The following is a 25,231-nucleotide window of genomic DNA, read 5'->3' on the forward strand; positions in this document are numbered from 1 at the left end:
CTTTTTCAGGCTGACCAGTTTTAGTCTACAATTGCGACTAAATCTTTTTCGTGAACGACAAGGTAAGAAGCATCTTCGTACTTAACTTCAGTCCCTGAGTACTTGTCAAACAATACGGTGTCGCCTTCCTTAACACTTGGGGCAACCTTTTCTCCGTTATCAAGTACACGGCCATCGCCAACAGCTACAACCTTTGCAGTTTGCGGCTTTTCTTGAGCGTTACTTGCTAATACGATACCACCAACAGTGGTTTCTTCTTCTTCTTGAGCTTGTAAGATCACACGGTCTCCTAATGGTTTTAACACTTGAATCCCTCCAATAAATCTAAAGATTTAGCACTCTTAGCACTCATCTAACACAAGTGCTAATCAACAATTAATACTATAAAATTAATCTGGGTAAATTGCAAGTTATATTGACTAGAAAGTTGAAAAGAGTGTGGTGAAAAGCAGTTAAATGGTTGACGCTTAGGTAAGCTTGACTAAAAAATCGGTTTTGTCTTTGGAGTTGAAGCCATTAATGGAGGAGTTCTTCGTTTTTCAAACACATTTCGAAAGTTTTTTTGCCATCACACTTGTTTCGAAACATCTATGAACGATGTCAAAGAGGCATTTGGTAAACGCAAAAATGTCACTCTTTTTCTTTTTACTCTTTTTCTTTTTGTAGAAGCAAACGACACTTTGGGGATTGTCTTCAATCCTCGTTTTCATTTATTGGCACCAGATGTTATTTATGTAATGCGCACGTTTATGAAGTTTTCTGATGCAGCGGGCCTTTTCCCTGAAGATTTCGGTCCATATTGTGGGTGCCCTTCTCTGGCGTCGAAACGTGTTTTGAAAGGCACGGAGTTGCACCTAGTGGACTTCGACCACTTTCCCTAAAGACCCCGGCCAACATTGTGGGTGCCCTTCTCCGGCTTCGAAACGTGTTCCGAAAGGCACGGAGTTGCACCTAGTGGACTTCGACCACTTTCCCTAAAGACCCCGGCCAACATTGTGGGTGCCCTTCTCCGGCGTCGAAACGTGTTACGAAAGGCAAGGAGTTGCACCTAGTGGACTTCGACCACTTTCCCTAAAGACCCCGGCCAACATTGTGGGTGCCCTTCTCCGGCGTCGAAACGTGTTACGAAAGGCAAGGAGTTGCACCTAGTGGACTTCGCCCGCAAAAGCCAGGCCCGGGCTTTTGCGGGCAAAGTCCACTAGGCTCCACTCCTTAACCACCTTTCTCCACACTCTAAAAAAACTGACCAATCACATCAATGTAATCAGTCAGTTCTTATTATGCTTCTTCGTTGTAGTGATCTAAGAAGTAGATCAATGTTTGCAATTCGTTAGTCAAGTCGACGTTTTGCACGCGAACGTTGTTTGGGACGGATACGCGCAATGGCGTGAAGTTCAAAATGCCGCGAATACCGCCTGCGATGGCTTCATCCGTTACAGATTGAGCCACGTCGGCCGGCACCGTAATAATCGCAACCTGGATCTGCTGGTCCTTCAATTGCTTTTCGAGTTCGGCCATTGGATAAACTGGCACGCCGCTCTTCACCGTGTTGGCCAAGTCTGACTTCACATCAAATGCTGCGCTAATGCGTACATTGCTGTTTTGATGGAAGTTAAAGTTCAACAGCGCGTTCCCAAGATTCCCAACCCCGATCAATGCGGCGTTAGTCAATTTATCCTGGTTAAGGATCTTCTTGAAGAATTTCAACAAACTATCAACATCGTAACCGTACCCCCGCTTACCCAGGGCACCAAAGTATGAAAAATCGCGACGAATCGTAGCTGAATCAACCTTAACGGCTTCTGATAATTCAGTTGACGAGACACGGGTCTTGCCTGCATCTTTTAAGATGTTTAAGTAGCGGTAGTAGATCGGCAAGCGTTTAGCAGTTGCCTTTGGAATCTTTGTTTCTGCCACAGTAACTCCTCCTTGTGAATTTTAGTAATGTGAATGAATTGAATTAGAATAAGTGCGTGTATTCTACTCTTAATTCTGGGGCTTGTGAAATAGCCATCCACGTTCATTATAGCATAATGCCTTATCTTGTGAAATAATTTTCAATAAAAAGACTGTGAAAACTCTTATTTACCGGTTTATCAACGCCTATTATGGTAAAATAGTTTCACGAAGAAAGGTAGAGTGATTCGTATGTTATTACAAGTCCAGCAAGTGACGCGGCGCTTTGGTGCTGAAACGCTCTTCGCCGACGTCAATATGGATATCCCGGATAATGGCCGGGTGGCACTTGTTGGTCGCAATGGTGCCGGTAAATCAACACTGATCCGCATCATTGCCGGAATTGATGCTCCTGATGAAGGCCAGATTGTAACCCGTAAGAAATTGACCATGGGTTATTTGGCCCAAGATACAGGACTAGATTCCAACAAGTCAATTTGGGAAGAAATGGCCAGCGTGTTCGCCGCTTTACAAGCTCAGGAGAATCAATTGCATGAACTTGAAGCACAAATGAGCGACCCTGACATTATAGCTGATACTGAGCAATTTGAACAGGTTACAACAACGTATGATCGCCTGCAAAGTGATTTCAAAGCTAAAAACGGGTATGGTTATCGCGCTGAAATCCGTGGTGTTCTGCACGGATTCGGCTTTAATGAACCCGATTATGACCGCTCTGTGAATGAATTATCCGGCGGCCAAAAAACGCAACTTGCATTAGCTAAATTATTGTTGGAAAAACGGGATCTTCTGATTTTGGACGAACCAACGAACCACTTGGACGTTGAAACGTTAACGTGGTTGGAAGGCTATATTCAGTCCTATAAGGGTGCCCTGCTGATTGTTTCTCATGACCGTTACTTCTTGGACCGCATCGTCAACGAAGTCTATGACATGTCATCTGGGACGCTCACCCACTACCATGGCAACTACTCAAATTACGTGGATCAAAAAGCCGCTAAGTTAAAGCGTGAGTGGAAAGAATACGACAAACAACAAGCCAAGATTTCCAAACTTGAAGATTTCGTGAATCGCAACATTGTTCGCGCGTCAACAACAAAACGGGCGCAAGCCCGACGCAAACAACTGGCCAAAATGGACCGGGTCGACCGGCCAGAGGGCGCGGATAAAGTTGCCCATTTTGAATTTGTCCCCAAAAAGGAAAGCGGCAATATTGTTTTGACAACGACTGATCTCGCGATTGGGTATACGCCGGATAATATTTTAGCGCAGCCCGTGAACTTGGATGTAAATAAGCATCAGGCAATTGCCATTGTCGGACCAAACGGGGTCGGCAAGTCCACCCTGCTTAAAACAATCCTGGGTAAAATTCCAGCAGTCAAAGGTGAGGTACGTTTCGGAACCGGCGTTGAAACTGGCTATTACGATCAAGAGCAAAAATCACTGCATGGTGAAAAAACCGTTTTAAGCGAACTCTGGGATGATCACCCAACAACCCCGGAAGGCGATATCCGCACAATCCTTGGCAGTTTTCTGTTCACCGGCGAGGACGTCGATAAGATGGTTCACAGCCTAAGTGGTGGTGAAAAAGCCCGCCTGCTGTTAACAAAACTGGCAATGTGCCACGATAATTTTCTAATTTTGGATGAACCGACCAACCATTTGGATATCGACAGTCGGCAAGTGCTGGAAAATACGTTAAATGATTTCGAGGGCACCGTGCTTTTTGTTTCCCATGACCGGTACTTTATTAACCAAGTTGCGACTTCGGTAGTTGAACTCTCGGCAGCGGGTTCCGAGCTGTATCTAGGTGATTACGACTACTACATCGATAAAAAAGAGGAACAGGAAGCACTTGCTGCCCAAAAAGCTGCAGAAGAGGCTGAAGCCGCGGGTAAACCACTCGATGCCCCAACTTCAACGACCAGTCAGAACAAACAGCAATACCAGCAGTCAAAGGACCAGCAGAAGAAGGAACGGAAACTCTCCCGCCAAGCCGATGCATTGGAGCAGCAGCTGACTGAGTTATCCGATAAAAAAGATGAATTAGAGACCACCATGACGCAACCGGATGTCTTCTCCGATATCGAAAAACTCACCAAGCTACAAGAACAGCTGACTGATGTTAATGACAAAATCAGTGCCACGGAAACTGAGTGGGAAGAAGTCTCGATGGAACTTGAAGAAATGCAGGGTTAGCCGTGAAACAGGTACCGTCTTGTTTCCCTGTGCACCGTTCGTATCATCACACTTTCCAACTAAAAAAGCCATCGCTTATCACGGTGGCTTTTTTGATGTTATTAGATTGTGTAGTTAACCTTCGGGCTTAGACGGTTGCACCGCTTGCTAGCCAATCAAATTCCAAACTAGGATCGGCATTCAAGCTGGCATCCCCAAACTTCTGCTGGTTATAAAAGACGTAGCCAGCGGCACCAATCATGGCCGCGTTGTCACCACACAGCTTCAGCGGTGCTAACAACAATTCCGTTTGGTCAAAAGCTTCAAGTTCCGTCGTCAAGCGTTCGCGAAGACCAAGGTTAGCAGCGACACCGCCGGCCAGGATCAATTGCTTAACCGGAAATTCACGCAAGGCGCGCACCGTTTTGTCTGCTAAAACGTCCACGACCGCTTGTTGAAAACTGGCGGCGAGGTCTTCTCGACTCAGCGTTTCTCCAATTTGGTCAGCGTGGTGAGTTGTATTGAGGAAGGCACTCTTTAAGCCACTGAAACTGAAGTCAAAGGAATCGTCCTGATCCATTGCCCGTGGAAAATCAAAGGTATCTTTTCCAAGGTGAGCCAACCGATCGACTTCTTTTCCAGCCGGATAGTTGATGCCCAGTACCCGCCCAATTTTGTCATAAGCTTCACCGGCAGCGTCATCACGGGTCTCCCCAATGATTTCAAACTTCCCGGGTTCCGCCATGTAGACGAGCTCAGTGTGACCGCCGGAAACCAGCAGCGCCATAGCTGGAAATTCAATGGGCTTCAGAAAACGGGCCGCGTAAATGTGACCGGCCATGTGATTTACTGGAACGAGCGGTAAATGATGGGCAAACGCCACCGTCTTTGCTGCGGTGACACCGATCAATAATGCGCCGACTAACCCTGGCCCATACGTGACCGCAACGGCATCAAGGTCGTCATAGCCAACCTGGGCTTCAGTCAAGGCATCTTCAATACAGCTTGTAATTTGTTCGATGTGATGACGACTGGCAACTTCTGGTACCACCCCGCCAAAGCGTTGGTGGCTTTTAATCTGGGTCGCCACAATGTTTGATAAAATATGGTCGCCATTTTCAATGACGGCCACGCTGGTTTCATCACAACTGGATTCAAACGATAAAATTAAATTGCGTTCCACGTGTATGAGATCCTTTCTAATCGCCGCTAATGACGGCTTTCATTAATAGTGCGTCTTCCACTGGGTGTGTGTAATACTCTGGTCGTACGCCGATTTTTTTAAACCCAAGTTTACGATAGAGACCCTGGGCCGGTACGTTTGAAACGCGTACTTCTAAAAATACTTCGGTGGCTGATTCAAGCGTTGCTAAAAAGGCGGCCATCAGTTTAAATGCGAGCCCGCGCCGCTGCAGCTCAGGATGAATCGCGATACCCGTGATGTCAACCTGGTCGAGCACCTTAATAGCACCGAGGTACCCCACCAGCCGCCCCTCGTAATAGGTCAGCGCATACACGCGCTTTTCCGTCGTTAGATCCTGGGCAAATACTGCTTGTGACCAGGCAGCATCCTTTGGATAAGCAGCCTGCGCGATAGCCGCACACCGCTTCGCTAAGTCAGGCATCTGGCCTAACTTCGGCGCACTGATCACTTGTGTTTGTGCATTAGTCATCACTTGACTCCGCTCCGGTCATTAAGACCATGTCAACAGCGTCTTCGTGATCACCAAAGTAGTACCCCTTCTTGAGACCCTTTTTTTCAAAGCCCAAGTCCTGGTAAAGTTGTTGAGCCCGCGTATTGCTGGCTCGAACTTCCAGTGAGACCTGTTTCAATGACAGATTGCGCGCCTTTTTGACCATGATGGCAATCAGGTAGTGTCCCAGTCCACGACTTTGAAAGTCTGGTACAACCGCGATATTCGTAATGTGCGCATCACTTTTGACCTCATTAAAGGTACAGCCAATAAACGCCAATAAGCGGTCATGCCGGCGAACAACTAAGTACAGGCGATCCTGTCCGCGTTTCAGTTCACTGGCAAACGCCGAAGAATCCCACGGCGTCTTACCGCCGTATACGGCACGTTCGATCCCCAGCATTTCTGGAATATCCGTAAATTGAGCCTTCGCCAAAAAATAATCCACATCCTGAATCGTGACCTGGTGGTTTTTAATATCTAAAATGTCTTGGTACTTCGCCTCTTGAACCTGAAAGAGTTGGCGGTACCAGTGCTTAAACTTTTTCAACATAGTTGCCACTATCCTCTTCTGGATGCTGTTGGCGCCAATCCGCCTCAGCCTTGGTCAACCGGAGATACCGGGGGACGAAACCGTTAATATTCGCAACTGGGGTCATGTTCAATCCTAGCCGCCCAATCTGTTGTGCTTGCGGGATGCTCATGATCGCCGGCAAGCTCATAAAGTTTGTTTTCAATTCGGCTGCTAGCCGATCCCGAAAATTAGCTAAATCACCTAAAACAACGACCGGTTCGCCAGTTGCCGCTAATTGTGGTAACCATTGGTCAAATGCCGTATGCTGATCGGCAATGACTTGAACTGGTACCCCATTTTGAATGCGATACAGCCCGGTAAAGACTTTATCATTTCGACCGTCAAACAACACGGTCACAAGTTGCCCTTCCGTGAAGACATTTGCAGCAATAGATGCAATGCTGGAGATGCCAACCAGATCAATATTTAAGGTTGCTGCCAGCGTCTTTGCAGTAGTCACTGCCGTCCGCAGACCCGTGTATGAACCGGGACCATCGGCTACAACAACGCGGTCCAAATCTTCTGGTTCAAGGTGCACAGAAGTCATCAATGATTCAATAATTGGTTGCAAATACGACGCGTGTTTCGGGTGAACCGTCACTGTGGTCTGCGCCAACAGCTGATCATCATCCATTAGTGCCACACTTAACGGTTGATTGGACGTATCCAATGCTAATAGTTTCATAGTTAGTCGTTAAGTCCCTTCGTTTCTTGTAATTATCCAGCCACTATCATACCACCCTGCCTAGTGGGAAGCAAAGAAGAGTACAGCCGGCAAGCCGGTGGATGCCATAATCCACTACCTATATGCTAATGAAAGCATCCGAGCTGAATGCCGTTTCTGACACCCACTGGCTAAGTGCTTTCTGGACAACGGATGCCAGATGATAAAAACCGCCGTCCCCCATCTCTGGACGACCGCGACTTTAACAAGTATTAATTCATAATCGGCTGCCAATGACATTCAGCCTCAGTCGCCACGTCACCATTATCCAGCAGGATGTGGTGCTTAGTAACGATCGGATCATTACTATCAGTGACCAGCGCCGCTTCGCTCTTCACATCATGGTGATACTGAGCTTCGTTTTCAAAGCGAATGTTCATTGAGACCAAGCGATGACGTGTCAGGAAACTCATCGGCAACGCGTCCAATAACCAGTCAAAGTACCGTGAATTATTCACGTGACCGTTGCCATCAATGTCGAAAAAACGGACCCGGTAATCTTTGGTCATTAATTGATCGGCATCGTCCAAACGCTTAGGCCGACCAAGCCGGGGAATCATTTTGACCTGCTCCGTTTCAAACGGCGTAATAACCTCTTCCGGAATCGAAACGATTTTTCTAGTATGGTGATTCATCGTCACCCAGATACTCTCAATGTGAACGCACTCGGCACCTGAGGCATCATGCACCCAGAATTCCCGAAAGGCAAAGTAGCGGTTGTAACAGCTTGCCTGGGTCTTTAATTTGATGGTCTCATCAATTGTCGGCATCCGCGTAATATCAATTTTGTACTGCGTGACCACCCAGCCAATGCCCAGTTCCGTGACCATTTTTGCACCAACGCCCAATGAGTTGGTCTGGTCCTCAGACGCCAAAATAATCATGTTGATCAGCATAGCTGGTGTTACCGTATTTGTAACATCCGTTTCATAAAAAGTCACGCGGTGTGTTTCTTCAAATTCCTTAGCTGGCATCTGATTTCCTCTACTTCTTTTCGATATGGTGGTACGTGTTGTAAACATCTTGCTTTTTTAACTGACGTAAATGAGCCACCTGTTTGATTGCATCATTTGTGCGTAACCCGCCATCAATCAGTTGGTCAACGTGTGCTTCAATCGTGAGCTGACTAAAATCATCAGCTGGCGTTTCGATTTCCGGGTTCGGATTGCCGCTGACAATGATGACAAATTCACCGCGGACCTGATCAGTCGTTGCCCAAGTTACTAGCTCTGAAAGCGTCCCGCGAATAAATTCTTCGTGTTTCTTGGTCAGTTCGCGACACAGTGCAGCGGGCCGCTGTTCACCCAGTGATTGGGAAATGTTAGTCAATGTTTTGGCCAAACGATGCGGTGCTTCATAAAAGATCAATGTTTCTGACCGGTTGACCAGAGCCGTCAGCTCCTCACGTTGCAGCTTGGGTTTACGGTCTAAAAAACCATAAAAATAGAACGGCTGCGGCGTGATTCCCGAGGCAATCAATGCCGTTAGCCCAGCATTGGCACCAGGCAGCGGAACAACAGTTAAATTAGCCGCCACACAGGCCTTCACAAGTTCCTGGCCGGGATCGCTGATTGAAGGCATGCCAGCATCACTGACCTGAGCAATGTCTTCCCCCGCTCGAAGTTTGGCAAGCAACTGCGGGATGCGCTCCTGCGTGTTGTGCTCGTGAAAACTAATTTGGGGTGTCTCGATTTCGAAGTGGTTCAGCAGTTTTTGCGTGTTTCTTGTATCTTCCGCTGCGATGAGCGCCACGTTCTTCAGCGTTTCAACGCTGCGATAGGTCATATCGCCTAAATTGCCGATTGGTGTCGGCACCAGAAAAAGCGTCCCGGTGTCGCGTTTTTGAAAACTTAATTGTGACTGCAAACCCCAGTCTCCTTCCCTATCGTTCACCATAAATGACTTCCACACAAAACGCGCAGGGTTCGTTATTTTCTCGCCGCTTGCCATACTCATAGTTGCAGACGTGGAATCCCTCTTCGTATAATTTTTCTAGGTTCTGACGCGATTTTGATAACTGCGGTTCTTTCCCATTTTCAGTGAGTGTTTCAGCATCGTGGGTCGACTTGATCAAATCTCGCAAATGCTGATTCTCAATTTGCAACTCTGCATTTTGTTCCAAAGTTGCTGTCACTTTATCCTGCAAGTCCGCGAATTTAGTGGTCATTTGCGCCATTTCGGACTGCATATTTTTCATGTAATCATAAACATCCTGATTTTCCAAATTGGCACGCTCCTTTATCATTCGGCTAAATCGTCCAGTGCAGATAATGATAGTGTTTCAACAATACTCTGAAAATTCATGTTCCCATTCAACGCCTTTTTAGTTGCCAGCGCCTGGGTCACAATAGCTAGCAGATCTTGTTGGGTAATTGATTGCGCCACCGCTTCCATATCCGCCTGACTGTCCGGAAACGGCTGATCCAGATTGGGTTGCTGGTACTTCACCATTAGCGTTGTCTGCCATAAAATAATGATTGCATCGAGAATGATGCCTTGTTTGTCGCGATCGGGTCCCAGTGGCATTAAGCCGGTTTGAACCGTCACAAACGCTGTTGCATCCCGTTTAGCGAGTTGCGCAAACCATCGTGCCAATTCGTGTTGCAAGTGCCCCAGCCAATCATCCGTCGTCAATAGCTTAGCCTGTTCAAGACTATTGGTTAATTGACTCAGCAGCACCGTTTGTTTTTGGGAAATGCCCTCGCTGGCCAACTCAGTCGCAAAAACATCAGCCGGAACTGGCGAAAATTCCACCAGTTGCGTCCGCGAGATAATCGTCGGCAAAATCAGGCTTTTATTCGTTGTCAGCAAAAAAATCACCCGGTTTGCGACTGGTTCCTCGATAAATTTCAGCAAACTGTTGGCCGCATTGGTGGTCAAGGTATCAGCACCTTCAATAATGAAGATTTTCATATTGCCCTCAACCGGACTTTTGGCAAATTCATCCTTAATATAACGCACCTGGTCAACCTTAATACGTTGACCATCCGGGGCAACCATAACCACATCCGGGTTATCACCAGCTAAGATTCGCTGGCATTCTGTACATTCGCCACATGGCGCACCATCGGCACCTGGATTCTCACAAAACAGCGCCATGGCAACAACTTGTGCAACTGCCTTTTTGCCGCATCCCGCTAGTCCCGCAAACAGATAAGCGTGACTCAGCCTTGTCTGCTGAACGAGATGCAGGAAGTGAGAATAGAGTTTTGGTTGTTTTTCTTGTGCTTCGTTAATCGTCGTTTTTGTAATCACAACGACCCCCTACTAAAATTGGTGAAATTGGTCAACTGGCACGACAAAGACAGTGGCACCGCCAACTTGAACCTCTACCGGATAACTGGCCGTTGTGTCTTCAGCATCCAAGTTAACCTGTGGGGTCATGAACTGTTGCCGCGTCCGTGACGTTTCGTGAATAATATCAAGTACTTCTTGAACTCGGTCATCCGCAATCCCAACCATGTAAGTTGTATTACCAGACTTCAGAAAGCCGCCGCTCGTTGACAATCGTGTAGCCCCAATGTTGGCTTTAATAAATTCATTTCGAAGACGGTTTGAATCTTTGTCTTGAACGACTGCAATAATTAATTTCATATTCGTTCCTCCTGTGTTAGCGGCTCGCGATTGCCCGGTTGACCAGATCAGTAGCGGTCTGAATAACAGTATCCAGCGGTTGCGTTGCATCGACAGTCGTGATCCGCTCTGGATCAGCATCGCGTAACCGTAAGTATCCTGCCCGCACTAATTTATGAAAAGCAAGTGCTTCTTGATCTAACCGATCCACATCGTTTTGCCGGTGCGCCTTGATTCGCGCAATGCCGACCTCCGATGGGACGTCAAAGTAAAGTGTTAAATCAGGTAACAGCCCATTGGTCGCAAACGTGTTCATGTCGTAAACGGCTTGTTCCCCAATTTGACGACCGGCGCCTTGATAGGCCACTGAACTGTCAACGTAACGGTCACAAAGGACAACCTTGTTCTGCTTCAAAGCCGGTAAAATCGTTTCAGATAAATGTTGACGCCGAGCCGCCGCGTATAATAACGCCTCAGTCCGCGGGTCCATTTCCGTATTTTCTGGGTTCAAAATAATTTGACGAATAGCTTCAGAAATTTGGTTGCCGCCAGGTTCACGGGTAACCAGCAGCTGGTCCCCTAACTGGGCACGAACCGTCTTGGTAACGGCCTCTAAAACGGTGGTCTTCCCCGCGCCGTCTGGGCCTTCAAATGAAATAAATAATCCGGACAATGGTCTTAACTCCAATTTTTTGATTTAGATTTATTGTACTTGATTGGGGGGGAGAGCACAACTGGAGAGTGTGGAGAAAGGCGCTTAGTCGCCATAGGCGCAAAACACCAAGGAAGACGGGCTTTTGGCACAGGAAATCGAGTCCAGAGAGTGTGGAAGGAAGCGTTTAAGGGGCGGAGTGTAAGTAACTTTCGGTTTAAAATCCCGTACTTGGATTTTGAACCGGAAGTTGCTTACACAGGAGTCCCTTGCTTCCTGGAACACGTTTAGTCGCCATAGTCGCAAAACACCAATACAAATTGGGTCTTTTGCAAATATAACCGAGTCAGACTAATGTGCAAAAAGGCGGTTAAGCAATGAAGCATAAACCCCAGATCAGACAGTCCGAAACCGCCTCTTATCCTTAAACCAGCTCCATCGTAAAGCACGCCCCATCAATTCCAAAGCAAACAATAAGACCAACCCCCGACGGCAACTGCATCACCGGAGCTTGGTCTTACTGTGGATTTTTGTGTGTTCATAAAGTTACAGGACAGTTTGGCATCTAAATAAGCGAACAATGACTCCCTAGATTTGCCCAGCCCGGTGTTAAGCAGTTCAACTCAATATTAGTCAAGATTAACCATACAACGAGTCGATGCCACCTCTTAAGCACCTTGTCTCAGTCTCTTAGTGGTCAAACACCGATGACTGAATATGCTGACCATGCACCTGCCGCAAACGGGCTTCCCGGTATAGAAACAGGTACTTTTGGCGCGCTAGTACTGTCTGAGCAGTAATTTCTTCGTCCACGTCCGATACTGCCTCTTCGGTTTCCTTTGCGTGATCCCATTCTTGCTTGGCCAGATCGATTGACGCTAAAAGTTTACCATCGAACTGCATGCGAATTTTTTGTTTTCGTGACCCAAACATTGTGACACGTCCCTTCGTTACATTTCAGTACGGCCTTCAACCGCCTTAAACAACGTCATTTCGTCCGCGTACTCAATGTCTGTACCGACAGACAGACCATGAGCCAACCGGGTCACTTTAATGCCCGCTGGTTTGATCAGCCTTGACAGATACATTGCCGTTGCTTCACCTTCAGGCGTGGCATTGGTTGCGATGATGATTTCCTTTACAGCTTCGTTGGTTTGCAGACGTTTCAACAGGCTGGAAATGTTCAAATCTTCCGGTCCTTTGCCCTCAATTGGAGATAATACCCCATTAAGCACATGGTACAGCCCGTGATATTCCTTCATCTTTTCCATCACCATGATGTCCTTGGCTTGTTCAACCACCAAGATTTGGCTCTGGTCACGGGTCTTGTCCCTGCAAATATCGCAGGGGTCTGATTCGGTAATGTTGCCGCAGATCGAACAAAAATGCAGGTCCCGTTTTGCTGAAATCAAAGACTTTGCAAACCGGGTCACGTCGTCACCGTTCATATCAATGGTGAAAAACGCCAGTCGGGTCGCGGTCTTTTGACCAATACCGGGAAGTTTCATATAACTGTCGATCAGTTGGGCAATCGGTTCTGGATATTGCATATACTAACCTCGATTTGCCTTAACTTACTTTGGTAAGCCGTTGCTGTACTTATTTAATGTCTGCTTACCTTCGTCGTCAATTTGTCCTAATGCATCATTGACCGCGGCTAACACCAGGTCACTCAACATGTCAGGATCATCTGGATCAATGGCCTTAGGATCAATGGTCATATCGGTCATAACCCGTTTACCGGTGAAAGTGACCTTAACCATGTCATCTGGTGATGCACCGGTGAAGTCCTTGGCCTCCATGACTTTTTGCTCCTCAGCAAGTTGTTTTTCCATTTTCTTCATTTGTTTCATCATATTATTCATGTTGCCCATACCACGCATCATTGTATTAACCACCTTTATTAGTCTTGTTTTACTTCAATTATGTCGCTGATATCTTCGCCAAACAACTGTTGCGCTTCGTTGACCATTTGGTCGTTATCCGGTTGCTGTTCAGCGTCCTTTGACGATCCATTTTCTTGGTTGTCAGCTTCTGTTGACGTGTCGCCGGCCGCGTTATCCGCTTGGTGAACCTTGTGTTGTTTCAGATAGGTCTTTCGAATCGTCGGCCATTCGCCAGTTGGGACAAACACGATGTCCGGGACGTGCCCAGTCACCCGGTCCATGGCGTTTTCAATATCATCCTTAAACGTGTTGTCATCATCAGCGCGCTCAACGATGAAACTGTCATCAAACGCAATAACTGCGCCATTCTCGCTAGCTGCAACGGGCTTTGCGATCTTCATCATTGCCCGTTTTCGAGGGCTGTCAAAATATTGAATCAGGTCGGGCCAGTTGCTCTGAAGCTCGGACAGTGCCGTCCGAGTCGCCGAGCCGAGGATCGGATAAATTTTTTCCAAATTGATATGGAATCCCCCGGCCCGATGTGCTGGTTTATTGGGTGTTGGTGCGGCTGTTTGCGCTGTCGCTGGGGCAGTGCCGACTGGCCGTTGCTGCAGAGCTGTCACTGTTTGCTTTAGATTTTGCACTTCACGCTGCAACTGTGTAATGACATCTAGGTCAGCTGGAGCCGTGGCAGTCCGTTGATCAGCAACGGATTGTGCCCCGCGAATACCAGCAAGTTTCACCGTGAGCACTTCCAGATAAACGTCCTCGTGAGTCGTAAATCGCATTTGCTGTTGAATGTCGTTTAAGGCATCGATCATCTCGTACAGCCGTTGCGGTGTGAGTTTACCGGCTAAGTTCTTGAACTGATCATCAACCTGATCGAGTTCGATCTCCGCAACCAATTCTGGTGACTGCTGATACAGCAGCAAATCGCGGGTCAGATTGACCAAGTCTTCCGTAAACCGTTCGGGATTCTTGCCGTCAGCCAGGACATCTTGAATCGTGACGAGCGCGTTTTGAGTATCATTGTCAGCAACCTGATCCAGGTACTGCACCAGTAATTTTTTCCGTACTGACCCGGTAACCAACAGGGCGTTGTCAACGGTAACGGTATCATCACCAAACGAAATTGCTTGATCGAGAATACTCAACGCATCACGCATCCCACCCTCGGAAGCCTTGGCGATCACCTTTAGGGCTTCTTCGTCGTAAGAGACATGTTTTTCGTCCAAGATATAGGTCATTCGTGCCAGACTGTCCTTAGCCTGAATCTGTTTGAAATCAAAGCGTTGGGTCCGGGAAATTATGGTCGCCGGAATCTTGTGCGGTTCTGTGGTGGCCAGAATAAAAATGACGTTTGCCGGTGGTTCTTCAAGCGTTTTTAACAATGCGTTGAACGCACCAGTCGACAGCATATGGACTTCATCAATAATGTAGACTTTAAATTCGGCTTCGGTCGGCGCGTACTTCACCTTATCACGAATATCACGAATTTCTTCGACGCCGTTGTTGGATGCAGCATCAATCTCAATAACATCGTTTAGTGTCCCCCGAGTGATTGATTTACAAATATCACACTCATTGCAGGGCTCACCGTCTTTTTGATTAGGGCAATTGACGGCCTTCGCAAAAATTTTCGCCATGGAAGTTTTACCTGTCCCACGGGGGCCGGCAAATAAATATGCATGACTTGTTTGATGCGTTTTTATTGCGTTCTTCAACGTTTGTGTGATCAGCGACTGGCCAATGACTTCATCAAAACGTTGCGGCCGCCATACCCGATATAAGGCTTGGTAACTCATGACTACATTCCTTCTTAGTTTATTTCTTGAACTTTCATTATATAGTGTTTATGCCAAAAATTCTACTCGTGACCCCAAACTGCATTTAGATTTAACTTTAACATAACGATTGACTTTTCGATGCGCATTTTGTATTTGAATCGTTTGTCTGTCTGCACCCAACCAGTACGCGTTAGTCGTCAATGTGGGTTATACCACAAGAAAAGAGCCAACCACAATCATTATTGGGTCAGCTCTCGTTTAAGATCATATCAACTTGAAGCACAAAGCAGAGCAAACTTAGTGCTGCTTCCTTCCGGACCTGACACGATTCGTTAGTCCGCCCTTGCTTCAAGGCCTTACGGCAATTACTAGAATAACACAGTTATGATGTGAACGCTAGTCCTGTTTTTTCTCCCGCGCCCTTTTTTCCTGTTTCACTTTTTTTCGCCGTTTGCGCGCCGCTTTAAAAAAACGTTTGAGCTGCTGGGATGCACGATTCGCTAAAACGCCCTCTTCAATGCTGACCTGGTGGTTCAAGCGGTCATCGGTTAAAATTTCATATAAACTCTTTGTTCCGCCGGCCTTGGGATCTCGGGCTCCAAAAACGACCCGATCAACGCGGGCATTGATGATTGCGCCGCTGCACATCACGCAGGGTTCCAGCGTCACATACAGCGTACAATCGATCAGTCGCCAGCTGTGTAACGCAGCGTTGGCTTCACGAATCGCAATCATTTCCGCATGGTCTGCTGCATCTTGGCTGTGCTCGCGAAGGTTGTGCCCGCGGCCAATAATAACACCGTCATGCACGATCACTGCCCCAATCGGTACCTCGCCGATAAGCGCCGCTTTGTCGGCTTCTTCTAACGCTGCGTTCATAAAATTTTCGTCTTCAGCTCTCAATGAGTTATCCTCTTCTCACGGTTTTGATCACGACGCCGATTTTGACACACAAAAGTAATTTACTTACTAAAATACAGTTGGCACGCTATTTATACGGGCTACAATCAGAAAATACACTAAATATGGTGTTAGAATAGTTGCTATTTTCTATATCTGGTGTAAACTCTAATTATTAACAAGCTACATAGCACATAGGAGTGTGATAGGAATGGCAAAAGTAACAGTATATTCACGTAACAACTGCATGCAATGCAAGATGACAAAGCGTTTTCTCATGGAACACCACGTTGATTTTGATGAAAGAAACATCAATGAGGAACCCCAATATGTAGATTACCTTAAGGAACATGGCTTTCAATCATTACCAGTCGTTGAAGCCAATGGTGATCTTCAATTCAGTGGTTTCCAACCAGCTAAATTACAACAATTAGCCGTTTAGTACCTATATAATTGAACCGAGCTAAGGTGACGATGAACTTTGATGAGTCGTCACTTTTCTATTCTAATCGACTAATCTATTTTAACGAACTGATCAACTAAAGAAAAGAGTGAGTTTACCAAATGTCTCTGAAAGATTTGAAAGACGTCACCTACTACGATCTGAACAACGAAATTAACATTCCAGTCAATGGGCAAATTCCGTTGAATAAGGATCAAGAAGCCTTAGCAGCTTTTTTGAAGGAAAACGTCCAACCTAATACCAAAACTTTTAAAACGTTACGTGAGCGGTTCGATTACCTGATCGATAACGATTACATTGAAGCTGAATTTCTGGACCAGTACTCGTTTGAATTTGTGGGGCAGCTCTACGCCTATTTAAAGTCGCAAGATTTCCACTTTAAGTCCTTTATGGCTGCTTACAAATTTTATGCGCAGTACGCGCTCAAATCAAACGACAACGAGTTCTACCTTGAAAACTACATTGACCGTGTTGCTATGAACGCGCTGTACTTCGCTGATGGTGACGAAAAATTAGCCATGGATCTGGCTGACGAAATGATTCACCAACGATATCAACCGGCAACCCCAAGCTTTTTAAGTGCGGGCAGGAAACAGCGTGGTGAGTTAGTGTCATGTTTCCTGATTCAATCCACTGACGACATGAACACAATTGGCCGGACCATTAACTCCGCGCTGCAATTATCCCGTATCGGCGGCGGTGTCGGTATTAACCTCTCAAACCTTCGTGGTGCCGGCGACCCTATCAAACATGTCGAAGGAGCTGCCAGCGGCGTTGTGCCGGTCATGAAGTTGCTGGAGGACAGTTTTTCGTACTCTAATCAATTAGGCCAACGACAGGGTGCCGGCGTGGTTTACCTAAGTGTTTTCCATCCTGATATTGTCGCCTTTCTATCTGCAAAGAAGGAAAACGCCGATGAAAAGATCCGCTTGAAGACGTTGTCACTCGGAATCACCGTGCCAGACAAGTTTTACAAACTCGTTCGCGATAACAAAGAAATGTACCTCTTCAGTCCATATGACGTGGAACGCGAATACGGCACGCCTTTCTCCTATGTTGATATCTCAAAAGAATACGACAACATGGTTGCCAACAAGAACATCCGGAAAAAGAAACTGATGGCGCGGGAACTGGAAACTGAAATCGGTAAACTGCAACAAGAGTCCGGCTACCCATACATCATTAACATTGATACTGCCAACCGGGCTAACCCAATTGATGGACGGATCGTGATGTCCAACCTCTGTTCTGAAATTCTTCAGGTCCAAACGCCGTCAACGGTGGATAACAAGCAAGATTACAGTACCCTTGGCCGAGACATTTCCTGCAATTTGGGCTCTACAAACATCGTTAACTTAATGGCGAGTCCTGATTTTGGACACTCCGTTGAAACGATGGTTCGGGCTCTGACCTTTGTCACCGACCACTCAGACATCGATGTTGTCCCATCTATTCAACGGGGCAACCACCTGTCACACACGATTGGTCTTGGTGCCATGGGGCTGCACAGCTACTTTGCCAAGAATCACATGAACTATGGCGATGAAGATTCCTTGGAATTTACCAGCACCTACTTCATGCTGCTCAATTACTGGACCCTCAAAGCTTCAAACGAAATTGCGAAGGAACGTCATGAAACGTTCTACAAGTTTGAAAAGAGTGCTTACGCTGACGGATCATACTTTGATAAGTATTTAAACGACAGCGACAATTTTGAACCAAAATCCGATAAGGTGAAAACACTTTTTAAAGGAATTTTTGTGCCGTCAAAGAATGACTGGGAAGCCTTGAAACAGGCAATCATGACCGATGGCCTTTATCACCAGAACCGGATGGCAGTTGCACCGAACGGCTCAATCTCGTATATTAATGATACAACTGCTAGTTTGCATCCCATCATTAACCGGGTCGAAGAACGACAGGAAAAGAAGATCGGTAACATTTATTACCCAGCCCCATACCTGTCAAACGATACCATGCCTTATTACAAGTCAGCCTATGATACTGACATGCGGAAGGTCATCGACGTTTACGCTGCTGCGCAAAAACACGTTGATCAAGGCATGAGTTTAACGCTGTTTATGCGTTCAACGATTCCAGCCGGTTTATATGAATGGAAAGATGGTCGGACTGACAAGATGACCACTCGTGATTTGAGCATCTTGCGCAACTATGCCTACAAAAAGGGCATCAAGTCGATTTACTACGTCCGGACCTTTACCGATGACGAAGATGAAATCGGTGCAAACCAGTGTGAATCTTGTGTTATTTAGTCAACTATACAAAGGAGTCTCACTATGACTGAGCAGTATCATGCAATTAACTGGAATGCCATCGATGACCAGATCGACAAGGCTACCTGGGAAAAATTAACGGAACAATTCTGGCTGGATACACGAATTCCCCTGTCAAACGACTTGGATGACTGGCGTGAGTTGGACGATAAGCATCGCTGGGTCGTCGGCCACGTTTTTGGCGGCCTGACACTTTTGGACACCCTGCAGTCCCAAGATGGGATGGCATCCCTGCGTAAAGACACTCGGACCCAACATGAAATGGCCGTTTTAAATAATATCCAATTCATGGAATCGATCCATGCCAAGAGTTATTCGTCTATTTTCTCTACGTTAAACACCCCGGATGAAATCGATGAAATTTTCGACTGGAGCGATTCTGAGGAATTTTTACAGAATAAAGCGATTCGCATTCGAAACTTATACCACGATGACGATCATCCGCTGAAGAAAAAGATTGCCAACGTGTTCTTGGAAACCTTCCTGTTCTATTCCGGCTTCTTCACCCCACTCTACTACCTGGGACATAACAAGCTGCCAAACGTCGCCGAGATCATCAAGTTGATCCTGCGTGATGAATCCGTCCATGGCACCTACATCGGCTACAAATTCCAATTAGGTTACAACCAAATGGGCGATAACGAACAGCAAGAAATCAAGGACTGGATGTATAACTTCTTGTATGAACTATACGAAAACGAAGAGAAGTATACCCACCTTGTTTACGACCAAGTCGGCTGGACCGATGAAGTATTAACCTTTATCCGGTACAACGCCAACAAAGCCCTAATGAACTTGGGACAAGACCCGCTCTTCCCTGATACTGCGGAAGATGTAAACCCAATCGTCATGAATGGGATTTCGACTTCAACGGCCAACCACGATTTCTTCTCGCAAGTTGGGAACGGGTACTTGTTAGGCAACGTTGAAGCAATGAATGATTCAGATTACGATATTTAACTCATAATTTTAAAAAGTCGCTTGAGATAATTTCTTAGGCGACTTTTTGTTTGTCTGGATGATTGCGCTTAAAATTGGCTTAGGTGCGCTTTTTTTAGATGAACTGATCAATGAAGTGATGTTGAGTGTAAAAACAATCAGACGGCCATTTTCCCAATAATGGGCCCGTTTTATTGCCATGGACAACCCTGACATGTCCTAATTGATAGGTGTCTCTTTCAACGCTTGCAAATTTTTCGAGTGCAACGTAAGCTAAATGAAAACGAGTCGTTGGCTGTTGCACCAGCGACGTTTAATATTTGGAGGTTATGTGTATGTCAGAAACTGGTAAGAATATTGGTGTTTTTTGCGGCTCCAATCACGGTTTGAACCCCCACTTCACAGATGCTGCGCAGGTCGTTGGTACCTACATCGCCGACCATGGTGACACGCTGGTCTATGGTGGCGGCAGTAAGGGGCTTATGGGCACCGTTGCCACGGCTGCATCAGCCCGCAATGGTAAGATCATTGGTGTAATGCCCCGTTTCCTGATTCAACGCGGCATCAGTGACCAGCATATTTCCGAGTTTATTGAAACCGATACGATGGATGAACGTAAAACAAAAATGATGCAGCTTTGCGATGCCTTTATTGTACTGCCGGGCGGGTTCGGCACCCTTGAGGAGTTCAATTCACTGCTGTCATGGAGCCAGATGGATCTGCATCAAGACCCAATCGTCTTATACAATGTTGACGGATTTTTCAACCCAATGACGGCGATGCTGGAAAACAGCTACAATGCCGGTTTTGCGCCGGCCGGCAACCGTGCCTTGTATCTCAGCACGGATTCGCTTGAAGACATGGTCGCCTTCTTCGATAACTTTAAACATGTGTTGCCAGATAAATATACGAATTAACAGGAGACAAATTAACAATTTGATCTATTTCAATCTTTGGTTTGTGGCATTCATTTCGACTCAGTTGCCTAGAAAGCGCGTTGTTGACTTTAGCCTCTTACCAGAATAAATTGGAATAAAGACAGTTTGTTTCCAGAATTTAAGAGCGCCCAACTAATCGTCCAAATTCGGACTGTTAATTGGGCGCTCTTATATGGCCAAGGGTCGTATTTTGTTGCACATTTAGGCTAAAATAAACCGGCAATAATAAAGTAATCCATGCTTACAGGTAATATGACCTTTAAACCAACACTTTAGCGGTAATAGGCTGCAGCGCTCACTAACCTACTTGAAATTCAGACTGATTTTGACGGCCGAATTCTAACAGGCTATTCAATGACCCGTTTACCATGTTGTTGACCGCAACATCTGTATGGAATGCCATGTGTGGTGACAACAGAACGTTAGGCAGTTTCCCAAGTGCGATGAGTTGCGGATCCGTTAATTTTTCAGTGGTGTCGAATTGTTGCATGGCGGCCGTTTCATTTTCGAAAGCATCCAGCGCAGCACCGGCAATTTCGTGATTAGCCAAAGCTTTCTGCAGTGCGTCCAAGTCGATCAGCGCACCTCTGGCTGTGTTCACGATTATGGCAGTCGGTTTCATCATTTTGAGTGTCGTTGCGTTGATCAAATGAAAGTTGCTCTTAACGGCAGGTGCATGCAGTGTAATTACGTCCGCAACCTTGAAAATTTCTTCGGGTGTTGCCACGTAGGTCACCCCATCATGGTCCCCTGCTTCAATCGTCGGATCATAAGCCATTAGCGAAGCCCCAAACGCCTGATAGATAGCCATCGCATGTCGGCCAATACGACCAGTACCAATCACGCCGACTGTCTGTTTACGCAGTTCATGACCCATAAAATCCGGTGACCAATGAAAATCACCCGCTAACTGCTGACGGTCAATATATTTTGTCCGCCGTAACAAATTGAGAACCTGAGTAACTGAAAATTCAGCAATCGCATACGGCGAATATGCTGGGACGTTGCTGATCTTAATGCCGTAATCACTGGCTGCCTGAAGATCAAGGTTATCAACCCCAACGTTTCGCAAAGCTAAGAACGTGATATGCATAGCGGCCATTTTTTTAAAGAGTTCGCGCGGATAAGGGATCGTTTGCAAGGCTGAAATGCCCGTGTAACCTGCCGCCTTATCAATCGTATCAACAGTAAAAAAATCTTGTGTTGTTGCCACTTCGACATCGGGATGATTGGTTTGCCATTCCTTAATGAATGAAACTTCATCGGGACGGACATTATAAACGAAAATCTTCATTTCAAAGGCTTCCTTTCAGGGTGACGCAGCGATTGTTAGTACCTTAACTAGTGTGCAATAGTTTTAAATTGAACTATCTTAATTTTAGCTGACAATCGCCATCATGACGCGGATTTAGCCCTGTTTTTAGTTAACCCTAATGTTAAAAAGATGATTCTCATTTTTATTATTAAAAATGCCCTAATAAGGGAATTTCATTATTAGAATCACGAAAGCGTTTTCTAATCATTTTCTTTTTTTACCGTGTCGCACTTGCCCGTCCTTAAAATCGCCAATTTGTGCAGTTACTCCTGCCGCAAAAGTTAATTGGCGCAAAAAAAAAGACCCCAAACGGGATCTTTTTAAAACGTAATTACTTAAGAGTAACCACGCCACCAACTTCTTCAAGCTTAGCCTTGATGTCGTTAGCTTCGTCTTCAGTAACGCCTTCCTTGATAACTGAAGGTACTGAGTCAACAAGACCCTTAGCATCCTTCAAACCAAGACCGGTGATTTCACGAACGGCCTTAATAGCCTTAACCTTTTGGTCGCCTGATTCAGTTAATTCAACATCGTATGAATCCTTAGCAGCACCAGCATCGGCACCTGCAGCAGCAACTGCAACTGGAGCAGCAGCTGAAACGTCGAATTCTTCTTCGATTGCCTTAACAAGGTCGTTTAAATCTGAGATTGATGCTTCTTTTAATGAAGCAATGATAGAATCTTTATCAAAAGCCATTATATTTTCCTCCAATAATTGGGATTTAGTAGTGTAGCTTAGGCTGCGTCGCCTTCGCCTTTATCTGCAACTGCCTTAACGGCACGAGCAATTTTACGCATAGGATCTGACAATGCACTAGCAAGCATTGACAACAATTCTTCACGACTTGGCATCGTAGCGTAAGTGTTAATTTCGTCAACAGAAACAACCTTATCTTCGATGATACCACCCTTAATCGAAAGGGCGTCGTGGCTATCAGCAAACTTCTTCAAGATCTTAGCAGGAGCGATAGCATCTTCATCAGAAAATGCAACGGCTGTAGGACCAGCGAAGACGTCTTCAAGACCTTCGTAACCAGCTTTGTCAGCGGCACGGGTCAAGATCTTGTTTTTGATAACGCTCATTGAAACACCAGCTTCACGTAATTGCTTACGTAAGTCGGTGACTTCTTCAACGGTTAAACCACGGTAGTCAACCACAACGGCTGAGGTAGCGGCGTTGAAACGTTCAACGACGGCGTCAACGGCTTGTGCTTTAACTGCGATAGCTTCTTTACTCATTAATGTCACCTCCTGTTATTTTATCTGGGAATAAAAAATCCCTATGTCCGCCAGACATAGAGAGAAAGTCAGGATAAACCTGAAACTCTTCCTCGGCAGGTAAATTAAGGCTTTCGCCACCTGAGTCTTGGGCAGAACAAACATCAACTTAACTAGAATACTTGATTCACAGTTAAAAGTCAATATGGGATTTTTAATTTAACGGGTTGGCTTACAGAGTGGCAACGTCAACGTTGACACTTGGGCCAAAGGTTGAAGCGATGGAAACGTGTTGAACGTAAGTCCCCTTAACGGCTGCAGGCCGTGCAGAAATGACAACGTTCGCAATCGTCTTCAAGTTTTCAACTAACTTGTCGGCATCGAATGATACCTTACCAACAGGAACAGCAACGTTACCGTCACGGTCAGTCCGGTAAGTAACCTTACCAGCCTTAGAATCGTTAACAGCCTTCGTTACGTCCATGGTAACAGTCCCAGTCTTAGGGTTAGGCATTAAGCCCTTAGGTCCAAGAACACGACCTAAACGACCAACTTGGGCCATCATGTCTGGCGTTGCAATAGCAACGTCAAAGTCCAACCAGCCGTCTTGGATCTTAGCAACCAAGTCGTCGTCGCCAACAAAGTCAGCACCGGCAGCTTGAGCATCCTTAGCCTTGTCACCCTTAGCAAACACGATAACAGTCTGATCCTTACCAGTTCCGTTTGGTAAAACAACGGCACCACGTAATTGTTGGTCAGCTTGCTTCGTATCTACGTTTAACTTCATTGCTAATTCGATGGTTGCATCGAACTTAGCAAAGTCGATCTTCTTTACTAGATCAATTGCGTCTTCAATCGTGTAAAGCTTGTCGGCATCTACATTCTTGACAGCATCTTGATAGTTTTTACCTCTTTTATGAGCCATATTGTGTTTTCCTCCTTGCAAGTGTGGTGATAACGGAATATCCTCCCACTTGATACATTTGTTTTTACAAAGTATCCGTAGTGTTAATAGCTGGGATTAACCTTCTACAGTGAAGCCCATGCTACGAGCAGTACCTTCAACCATGCGCATAGCTGCTTCAACGTCAGCGGCGTTTAGGTCTTGCATTTTGGTTTCAGCAATTTCCTTAACTTGAGCCTTGGTTACCGTAGCAACCTTCTTCGTGTTAGGTTCGCCTGAACCATGTTCAACACCGGCAGCCTTCTTCAAAAGAACGGCGGCTGGTGGTGTCTTGGTGATGAAGTCGAATGAACGATCCTCATATACCGTAATGACAACTGGAATAATCATCCCAGCTTGATCGGCTGTACGAGCGTTGAAATCCTTCGTAAAGCCCATGATGTTAATTCCGGCTTGGCCCAATGCTGGTCCAACTGGAGGGGCTGGTGTTGCTTTACCCGCAGGAATTTGCAATTTAACAATGTTAGCTACTTTTTTAGCCACGAGACAATACCTCCTTGAGTCCGTGTTGTGGTAAATGGAGAGCTGATTTCTCCTCCCACATCCGTATGCAACGCATACTAATACAAATTACCACAACTCATTACAAAAGCCAAGGGTTTTCTTTAACAATCTGGAAAACATCCTCGGCAATACCCGTTTTAAACGACAGGATCCACTTGGTCGAAGTTCAGTTCTGTACTGGTTTCACGGCCGAACATATCAATGTTGACCTTCAGCTTCATCTTTTCGTGATCAACTTCGGTAATTTTACCTTCCAAACCGGAGAAAGCGCCATCGACGATTTTCACAGTGTCGCCCTCGTCCACATCAAGGTCTTCGTGACGGCTGCTCATCCCTAAGCGTTTCAGAATCAGGTCAACTTCGTCTGGTAATAACGGTGTTGGCTTTGAGCCTTGCCCATGGGACCCGATAAACCCTGTAACACCGGGTGTGTTCCGGACGATGTACCAAGCTTGGTCGGTCATGACCATTTCAACAAGGACGTAGCCTGGGAAGGTCTTGTCCATCTTGATTTTTTCCTTACCGTTCTTCACTTCACGTTCCTCTTCTTCAGGAACGACGACCCGAAAAATAAAGTCGGCCATTCCCATTGATTGGGCCCGTGATTCCAAGTTCATCTTAACCTTATTCTCATAACCGGAATAAGTATGTAAGACGTACCATTGCTTTTCAGCTGATTCAACCATGTCTGTTGTCATCCTCTCGTTAAAA

At 46.1% G+C, this 25,231-nt stretch carries 29 protein-coding genes, 1 other RNA gene and 1 other annotated feature; of the genes, 6 read left to right on the forward strand and 24 right to left on the reverse strand.

Features of this window, described 5'->3' with window-relative positions; all coding sequences use genetic code 11:
- Positions 1–20: 20 nt before the first annotated feature.
- A complete protein-coding gene (gene groES, locus FC82_RS09140; protein ID WP_054760092.1) occupies positions 21–305 on the reverse strand; it encodes a co-chaperone GroES in 285 nt (94 codons plus the stop codon).
- Positions 306–590: 285 nt separating this feature from the next.
- Between groES and FC82_RS09145 the strand changes: the two genes are divergently transcribed.
- Entirely contained in the window at positions 591–881 is a 291-nt protein-coding gene (locus FC82_RS09145; protein WP_054760090.1) for a hypothetical protein, read from the forward strand.
- A 397-nt stretch (positions 882–1,278) separates the two neighbouring features.
- Here FC82_RS09145 and FC82_RS09150 read toward each other — a convergent pair whose 3' ends face one another.
- Positions 1,279–1,917 carry a redox-sensing transcriptional repressor Rex gene (locus FC82_RS09150; protein WP_056996821.1) on the reverse strand — a complete coding sequence of 213 codons (639 nt, stop codon included), beginning with the start codon at positions 1,915–1,917 and terminating at the stop codon, positions 1,279–1,281.
- 231 nt (positions 1,918–2,148) lie between these two features.
- Here FC82_RS09150 and FC82_RS09155 point away from each other — a divergent pair, with 231 nt between their 5' ends.
- Positions 2,149–4,116 (forward strand): ABC-F family ATP-binding cassette domain-containing protein, encoded by a 1,968-nt coding sequence (locus FC82_RS09155; RefSeq protein WP_056996822.1) that lies wholly within the window; start codon positions 2,149–2,151, stop codon positions 4,114–4,116.
- Between the two features lie 127 nt (positions 4,117–4,243).
- Here FC82_RS09155 and tsaD read toward each other — a convergent pair whose 3' ends face one another.
- The 16 genes from tsaD to tadA form a co-directional block, all read right to left on the reverse strand.
- Complete coding sequence (tsaD, locus tag FC82_RS09160) at positions 4,244–5,284, reverse strand: tRNA (adenosine(37)-N6)-threonylcarbamoyltransferase complex transferase subunit TsaD (RefSeq protein WP_153020986.1); 1,041 nt, start codon at positions 5,282–5,284, stop codon at positions 4,244–4,246.
- A 10-nt stretch (positions 5,285–5,294) separates the two neighbouring features.
- A complete protein-coding gene (rimI, locus tag FC82_RS09165) occupies positions 5,295–5,768 on the reverse strand; it encodes a ribosomal protein S18-alanine N-acetyltransferase (RefSeq protein ID WP_056996824.1) in 474 nt (157 codons plus the stop codon).
- Positions 5,761–6,342, reverse strand: a complete 582-nt coding sequence (rimI, locus tag FC82_RS09170; protein ID WP_056996825.1) for a ribosomal protein S18-alanine N-acetyltransferase — start codon at positions 6,340–6,342, stop codon at positions 5,761–5,763. The genes rimI (FC82_RS09165) and rimI (FC82_RS09170) overlap by 8 nt, the downstream gene beginning before the upstream one ends.
- Positions 6,326–7,048: a tRNA (adenosine(37)-N6)-threonylcarbamoyltransferase complex dimerization subunit type 1 TsaB gene (gene tsaB, locus FC82_RS09175; RefSeq protein WP_054760086.1), complete on the reverse strand. Its 723-nt coding sequence runs from the start codon at positions 7,046–7,048 to the stop codon at positions 6,326–6,328. The genes rimI (FC82_RS09170) and tsaB overlap by 17 nt, the downstream gene beginning before the upstream one ends.
- A gap of 251 nt (positions 7,049–7,299) precedes the next feature.
- Positions 7,300–8,061 carry an acyl-[acyl-carrier-protein] thioesterase gene (locus tag FC82_RS09180; protein ID WP_054760084.1) on the reverse strand — a complete coding sequence of 254 codons (762 nt, stop codon included), beginning with the start codon at positions 8,059–8,061 and terminating at the stop codon, positions 7,300–7,302.
- Between the two features lie 10 nt (positions 8,062–8,071).
- Positions 8,072–8,953: a 16S rRNA (cytidine(1402)-2'-O)-methyltransferase gene (rsmI, locus tag FC82_RS09185; RefSeq protein ID WP_056996826.1), complete on the reverse strand. Its 882-nt coding sequence runs from the start codon at positions 8,951–8,953 to the stop codon at positions 8,072–8,074.
- A gap of 16 nt (positions 8,954–8,969) precedes the next feature.
- On the reverse strand, positions 8,970–9,311 hold the full coding sequence (locus tag FC82_RS09190) for a DNA replication initiation control protein YabA (protein WP_065101459.1): 342 nt from the start codon (positions 9,309–9,311) through the stop codon (positions 8,970–8,972).
- A gap of 17 nt (positions 9,312–9,328) precedes the next feature.
- Positions 9,329–10,342 carry a DNA polymerase III subunit delta' gene (holB, locus tag FC82_RS09195; RefSeq protein ID WP_056996827.1) on the reverse strand — a complete coding sequence of 338 codons (1,014 nt, stop codon included), beginning with the start codon at positions 10,340–10,342 and terminating at the stop codon, positions 9,329–9,331.
- Between the two features lie 12 nt (positions 10,343–10,354).
- Positions 10,355–10,681: a cyclic-di-AMP receptor gene (locus FC82_RS09200; protein WP_054760080.1), complete on the reverse strand. Its 327-nt coding sequence runs from the start codon at positions 10,679–10,681 to the stop codon at positions 10,355–10,357.
- A gap of 16 nt (positions 10,682–10,697) precedes the next feature.
- Positions 10,698–11,333: a dTMP kinase gene (tmk, locus tag FC82_RS09205; protein ID WP_054760078.1), complete on the reverse strand. Its 636-nt coding sequence runs from the start codon at positions 11,331–11,333 to the stop codon at positions 10,698–10,700.
- Between the two features lie 669 nt (positions 11,334–12,002).
- Positions 12,003–12,245: a YaaL family protein gene (locus FC82_RS09210; RefSeq protein WP_056996828.1), complete on the reverse strand. Its 243-nt coding sequence runs from the start codon at positions 12,243–12,245 to the stop codon at positions 12,003–12,005.
- Positions 12,246–12,262: 17 nt separating this feature from the next.
- Complete coding sequence (gene recR, locus FC82_RS09215; protein ID WP_054760076.1) at positions 12,263–12,862, reverse strand: recombination mediator RecR; 600 nt, start codon at positions 12,860–12,862, stop codon at positions 12,263–12,265.
- Between the two features lie 24 nt (positions 12,863–12,886).
- Positions 12,887–13,198 carry a YbaB/EbfC family nucleoid-associated protein gene (locus FC82_RS09220; protein WP_054760074.1) on the reverse strand — a complete coding sequence of 104 codons (312 nt, stop codon included), beginning with the start codon at positions 13,196–13,198 and terminating at the stop codon, positions 12,887–12,889.
- 17 nt (positions 13,199–13,215) lie between these two features.
- Positions 13,216–15,003, reverse strand: a complete 1,788-nt coding sequence (gene dnaX / locus FC82_RS09225; protein WP_056996829.1) for a DNA polymerase III subunit gamma/tau — start codon at positions 15,001–15,003, stop codon at positions 13,216–13,218.
- A gap of 242 nt (positions 15,004–15,245) precedes the next feature.
- An RNA gene (gene ffs, locus FC82_RS16515) (signal recognition particle sRNA small type) lies at positions 15,246–15,345 on the reverse strand.
- Positions 15,346–15,381: 36 nt separating this feature from the next.
- Positions 15,382–15,888, reverse strand: coding sequence for a tRNA adenosine(34) deaminase TadA (gene tadA / locus FC82_RS09230; RefSeq protein WP_268873500.1), 507 nt, complete (start codon positions 15,886–15,888; stop codon positions 15,382–15,384).
- Positions 15,889–16,096: 208 nt separating this feature from the next.
- Between tadA and nrdH the strand changes: the two genes are divergently transcribed.
- The 4 genes from nrdH (at position 16,097) to FC82_RS09250 (ending at position 20,498) form a co-directional block, all read left to right on the forward strand.
- Positions 16,097–16,327, forward strand: coding sequence for a glutaredoxin-like protein NrdH (gene nrdH, locus FC82_RS09235; protein ID WP_054760072.1), 231 nt, complete (start codon positions 16,097–16,099; stop codon positions 16,325–16,327).
- Between the two features lie 122 nt (positions 16,328–16,449).
- Positions 16,450–18,621, forward strand: coding sequence for a class 1b ribonucleoside-diphosphate reductase subunit alpha (nrdE, locus tag FC82_RS09240; RefSeq protein ID WP_056996830.1), 2,172 nt, complete (start codon positions 16,450–16,452; stop codon positions 18,619–18,621).
- Between the two features lie 24 nt (positions 18,622–18,645).
- The gene (gene nrdF, locus FC82_RS09245; protein WP_056996831.1) at positions 18,646–19,602 is read left to right on the forward strand and encodes a class 1b ribonucleoside-diphosphate reductase subunit beta; all 957 of its coding nucleotides are present in this window, start codon (positions 18,646–18,648) and stop codon (positions 19,600–19,602) included.
- 314 nt (positions 19,603–19,916) lie between these two features.
- Complete coding sequence (locus FC82_RS09250; RefSeq protein ID WP_056996832.1) at positions 19,917–20,498, forward strand: LOG family protein; 582 nt, start codon at positions 19,917–19,919, stop codon at positions 20,496–20,498.
- A 319-nt stretch (positions 20,499–20,817) separates the two neighbouring features.
- On the opposite strand, the gene FC82_RS09255 is transcribed toward FC82_RS09250, so the two are convergent.
- The 6 genes from FC82_RS09255 to nusG all read right to left on the reverse strand — a co-directional run bounded on the left by FC82_RS09255 (position 20,818) and on the right by nusG (position 25,206).
- Positions 20,818–21,813: a D-2-hydroxyacid dehydrogenase gene (locus FC82_RS09255; protein ID WP_056996833.1), complete on the reverse strand. Its 996-nt coding sequence runs from the start codon at positions 21,811–21,813 to the stop codon at positions 20,818–20,820.
- A 352-nt stretch (positions 21,814–22,165) separates the two neighbouring features.
- Positions 22,166–22,531, reverse strand: coding sequence for a 50S ribosomal protein L7/L12 (rplL, locus tag FC82_RS09260; RefSeq protein WP_054760068.1), 366 nt, complete (start codon positions 22,529–22,531; stop codon positions 22,166–22,168).
- Between the two features lie 38 nt (positions 22,532–22,569).
- Positions 22,570–23,073, reverse strand: coding sequence for a 50S ribosomal protein L10 (gene rplJ / locus FC82_RS09265; RefSeq protein WP_054760066.1), 504 nt, complete (start codon positions 23,071–23,073; stop codon positions 22,570–22,572).
- Positions 23,074–23,096: 23 nt separating this feature from the next.
- Positions 23,097–23,223: a sequence feature (ribosomal protein L10 leader region), on the reverse strand.
- A 61-nt stretch (positions 23,224–23,284) separates the two neighbouring features.
- On the reverse strand, positions 23,285–23,977 hold the full coding sequence (gene rplA, locus FC82_RS09270) for a 50S ribosomal protein L1 (RefSeq protein ID WP_056996834.1): 693 nt from the start codon (positions 23,975–23,977) through the stop codon (positions 23,285–23,287).
- A gap of 96 nt (positions 23,978–24,073) precedes the next feature.
- Entirely contained in the window at positions 24,074–24,499 is a 426-nt protein-coding gene (rplK, locus tag FC82_RS09275) for a 50S ribosomal protein L11 (protein ID WP_056946227.1), read from the reverse strand.
- 158 nt (positions 24,500–24,657) lie between these two features.
- Entirely contained in the window at positions 24,658–25,206 is a 549-nt protein-coding gene (gene nusG / locus FC82_RS09280; protein ID WP_056987372.1) for a transcription termination/antitermination protein NusG, read from the reverse strand.
- Between the last annotated feature and the right edge of the window lie 25 nt (positions 25,207–25,231).

The organism is Secundilactobacillus collinoides DSM 20515 = JCM 1123 (assembly GCF_001435975.1).
Taxonomy (GTDB): domain Bacteria; phylum Bacillota; class Bacilli; order Lactobacillales; family Lactobacillaceae; genus Secundilactobacillus; species Secundilactobacillus collinoides.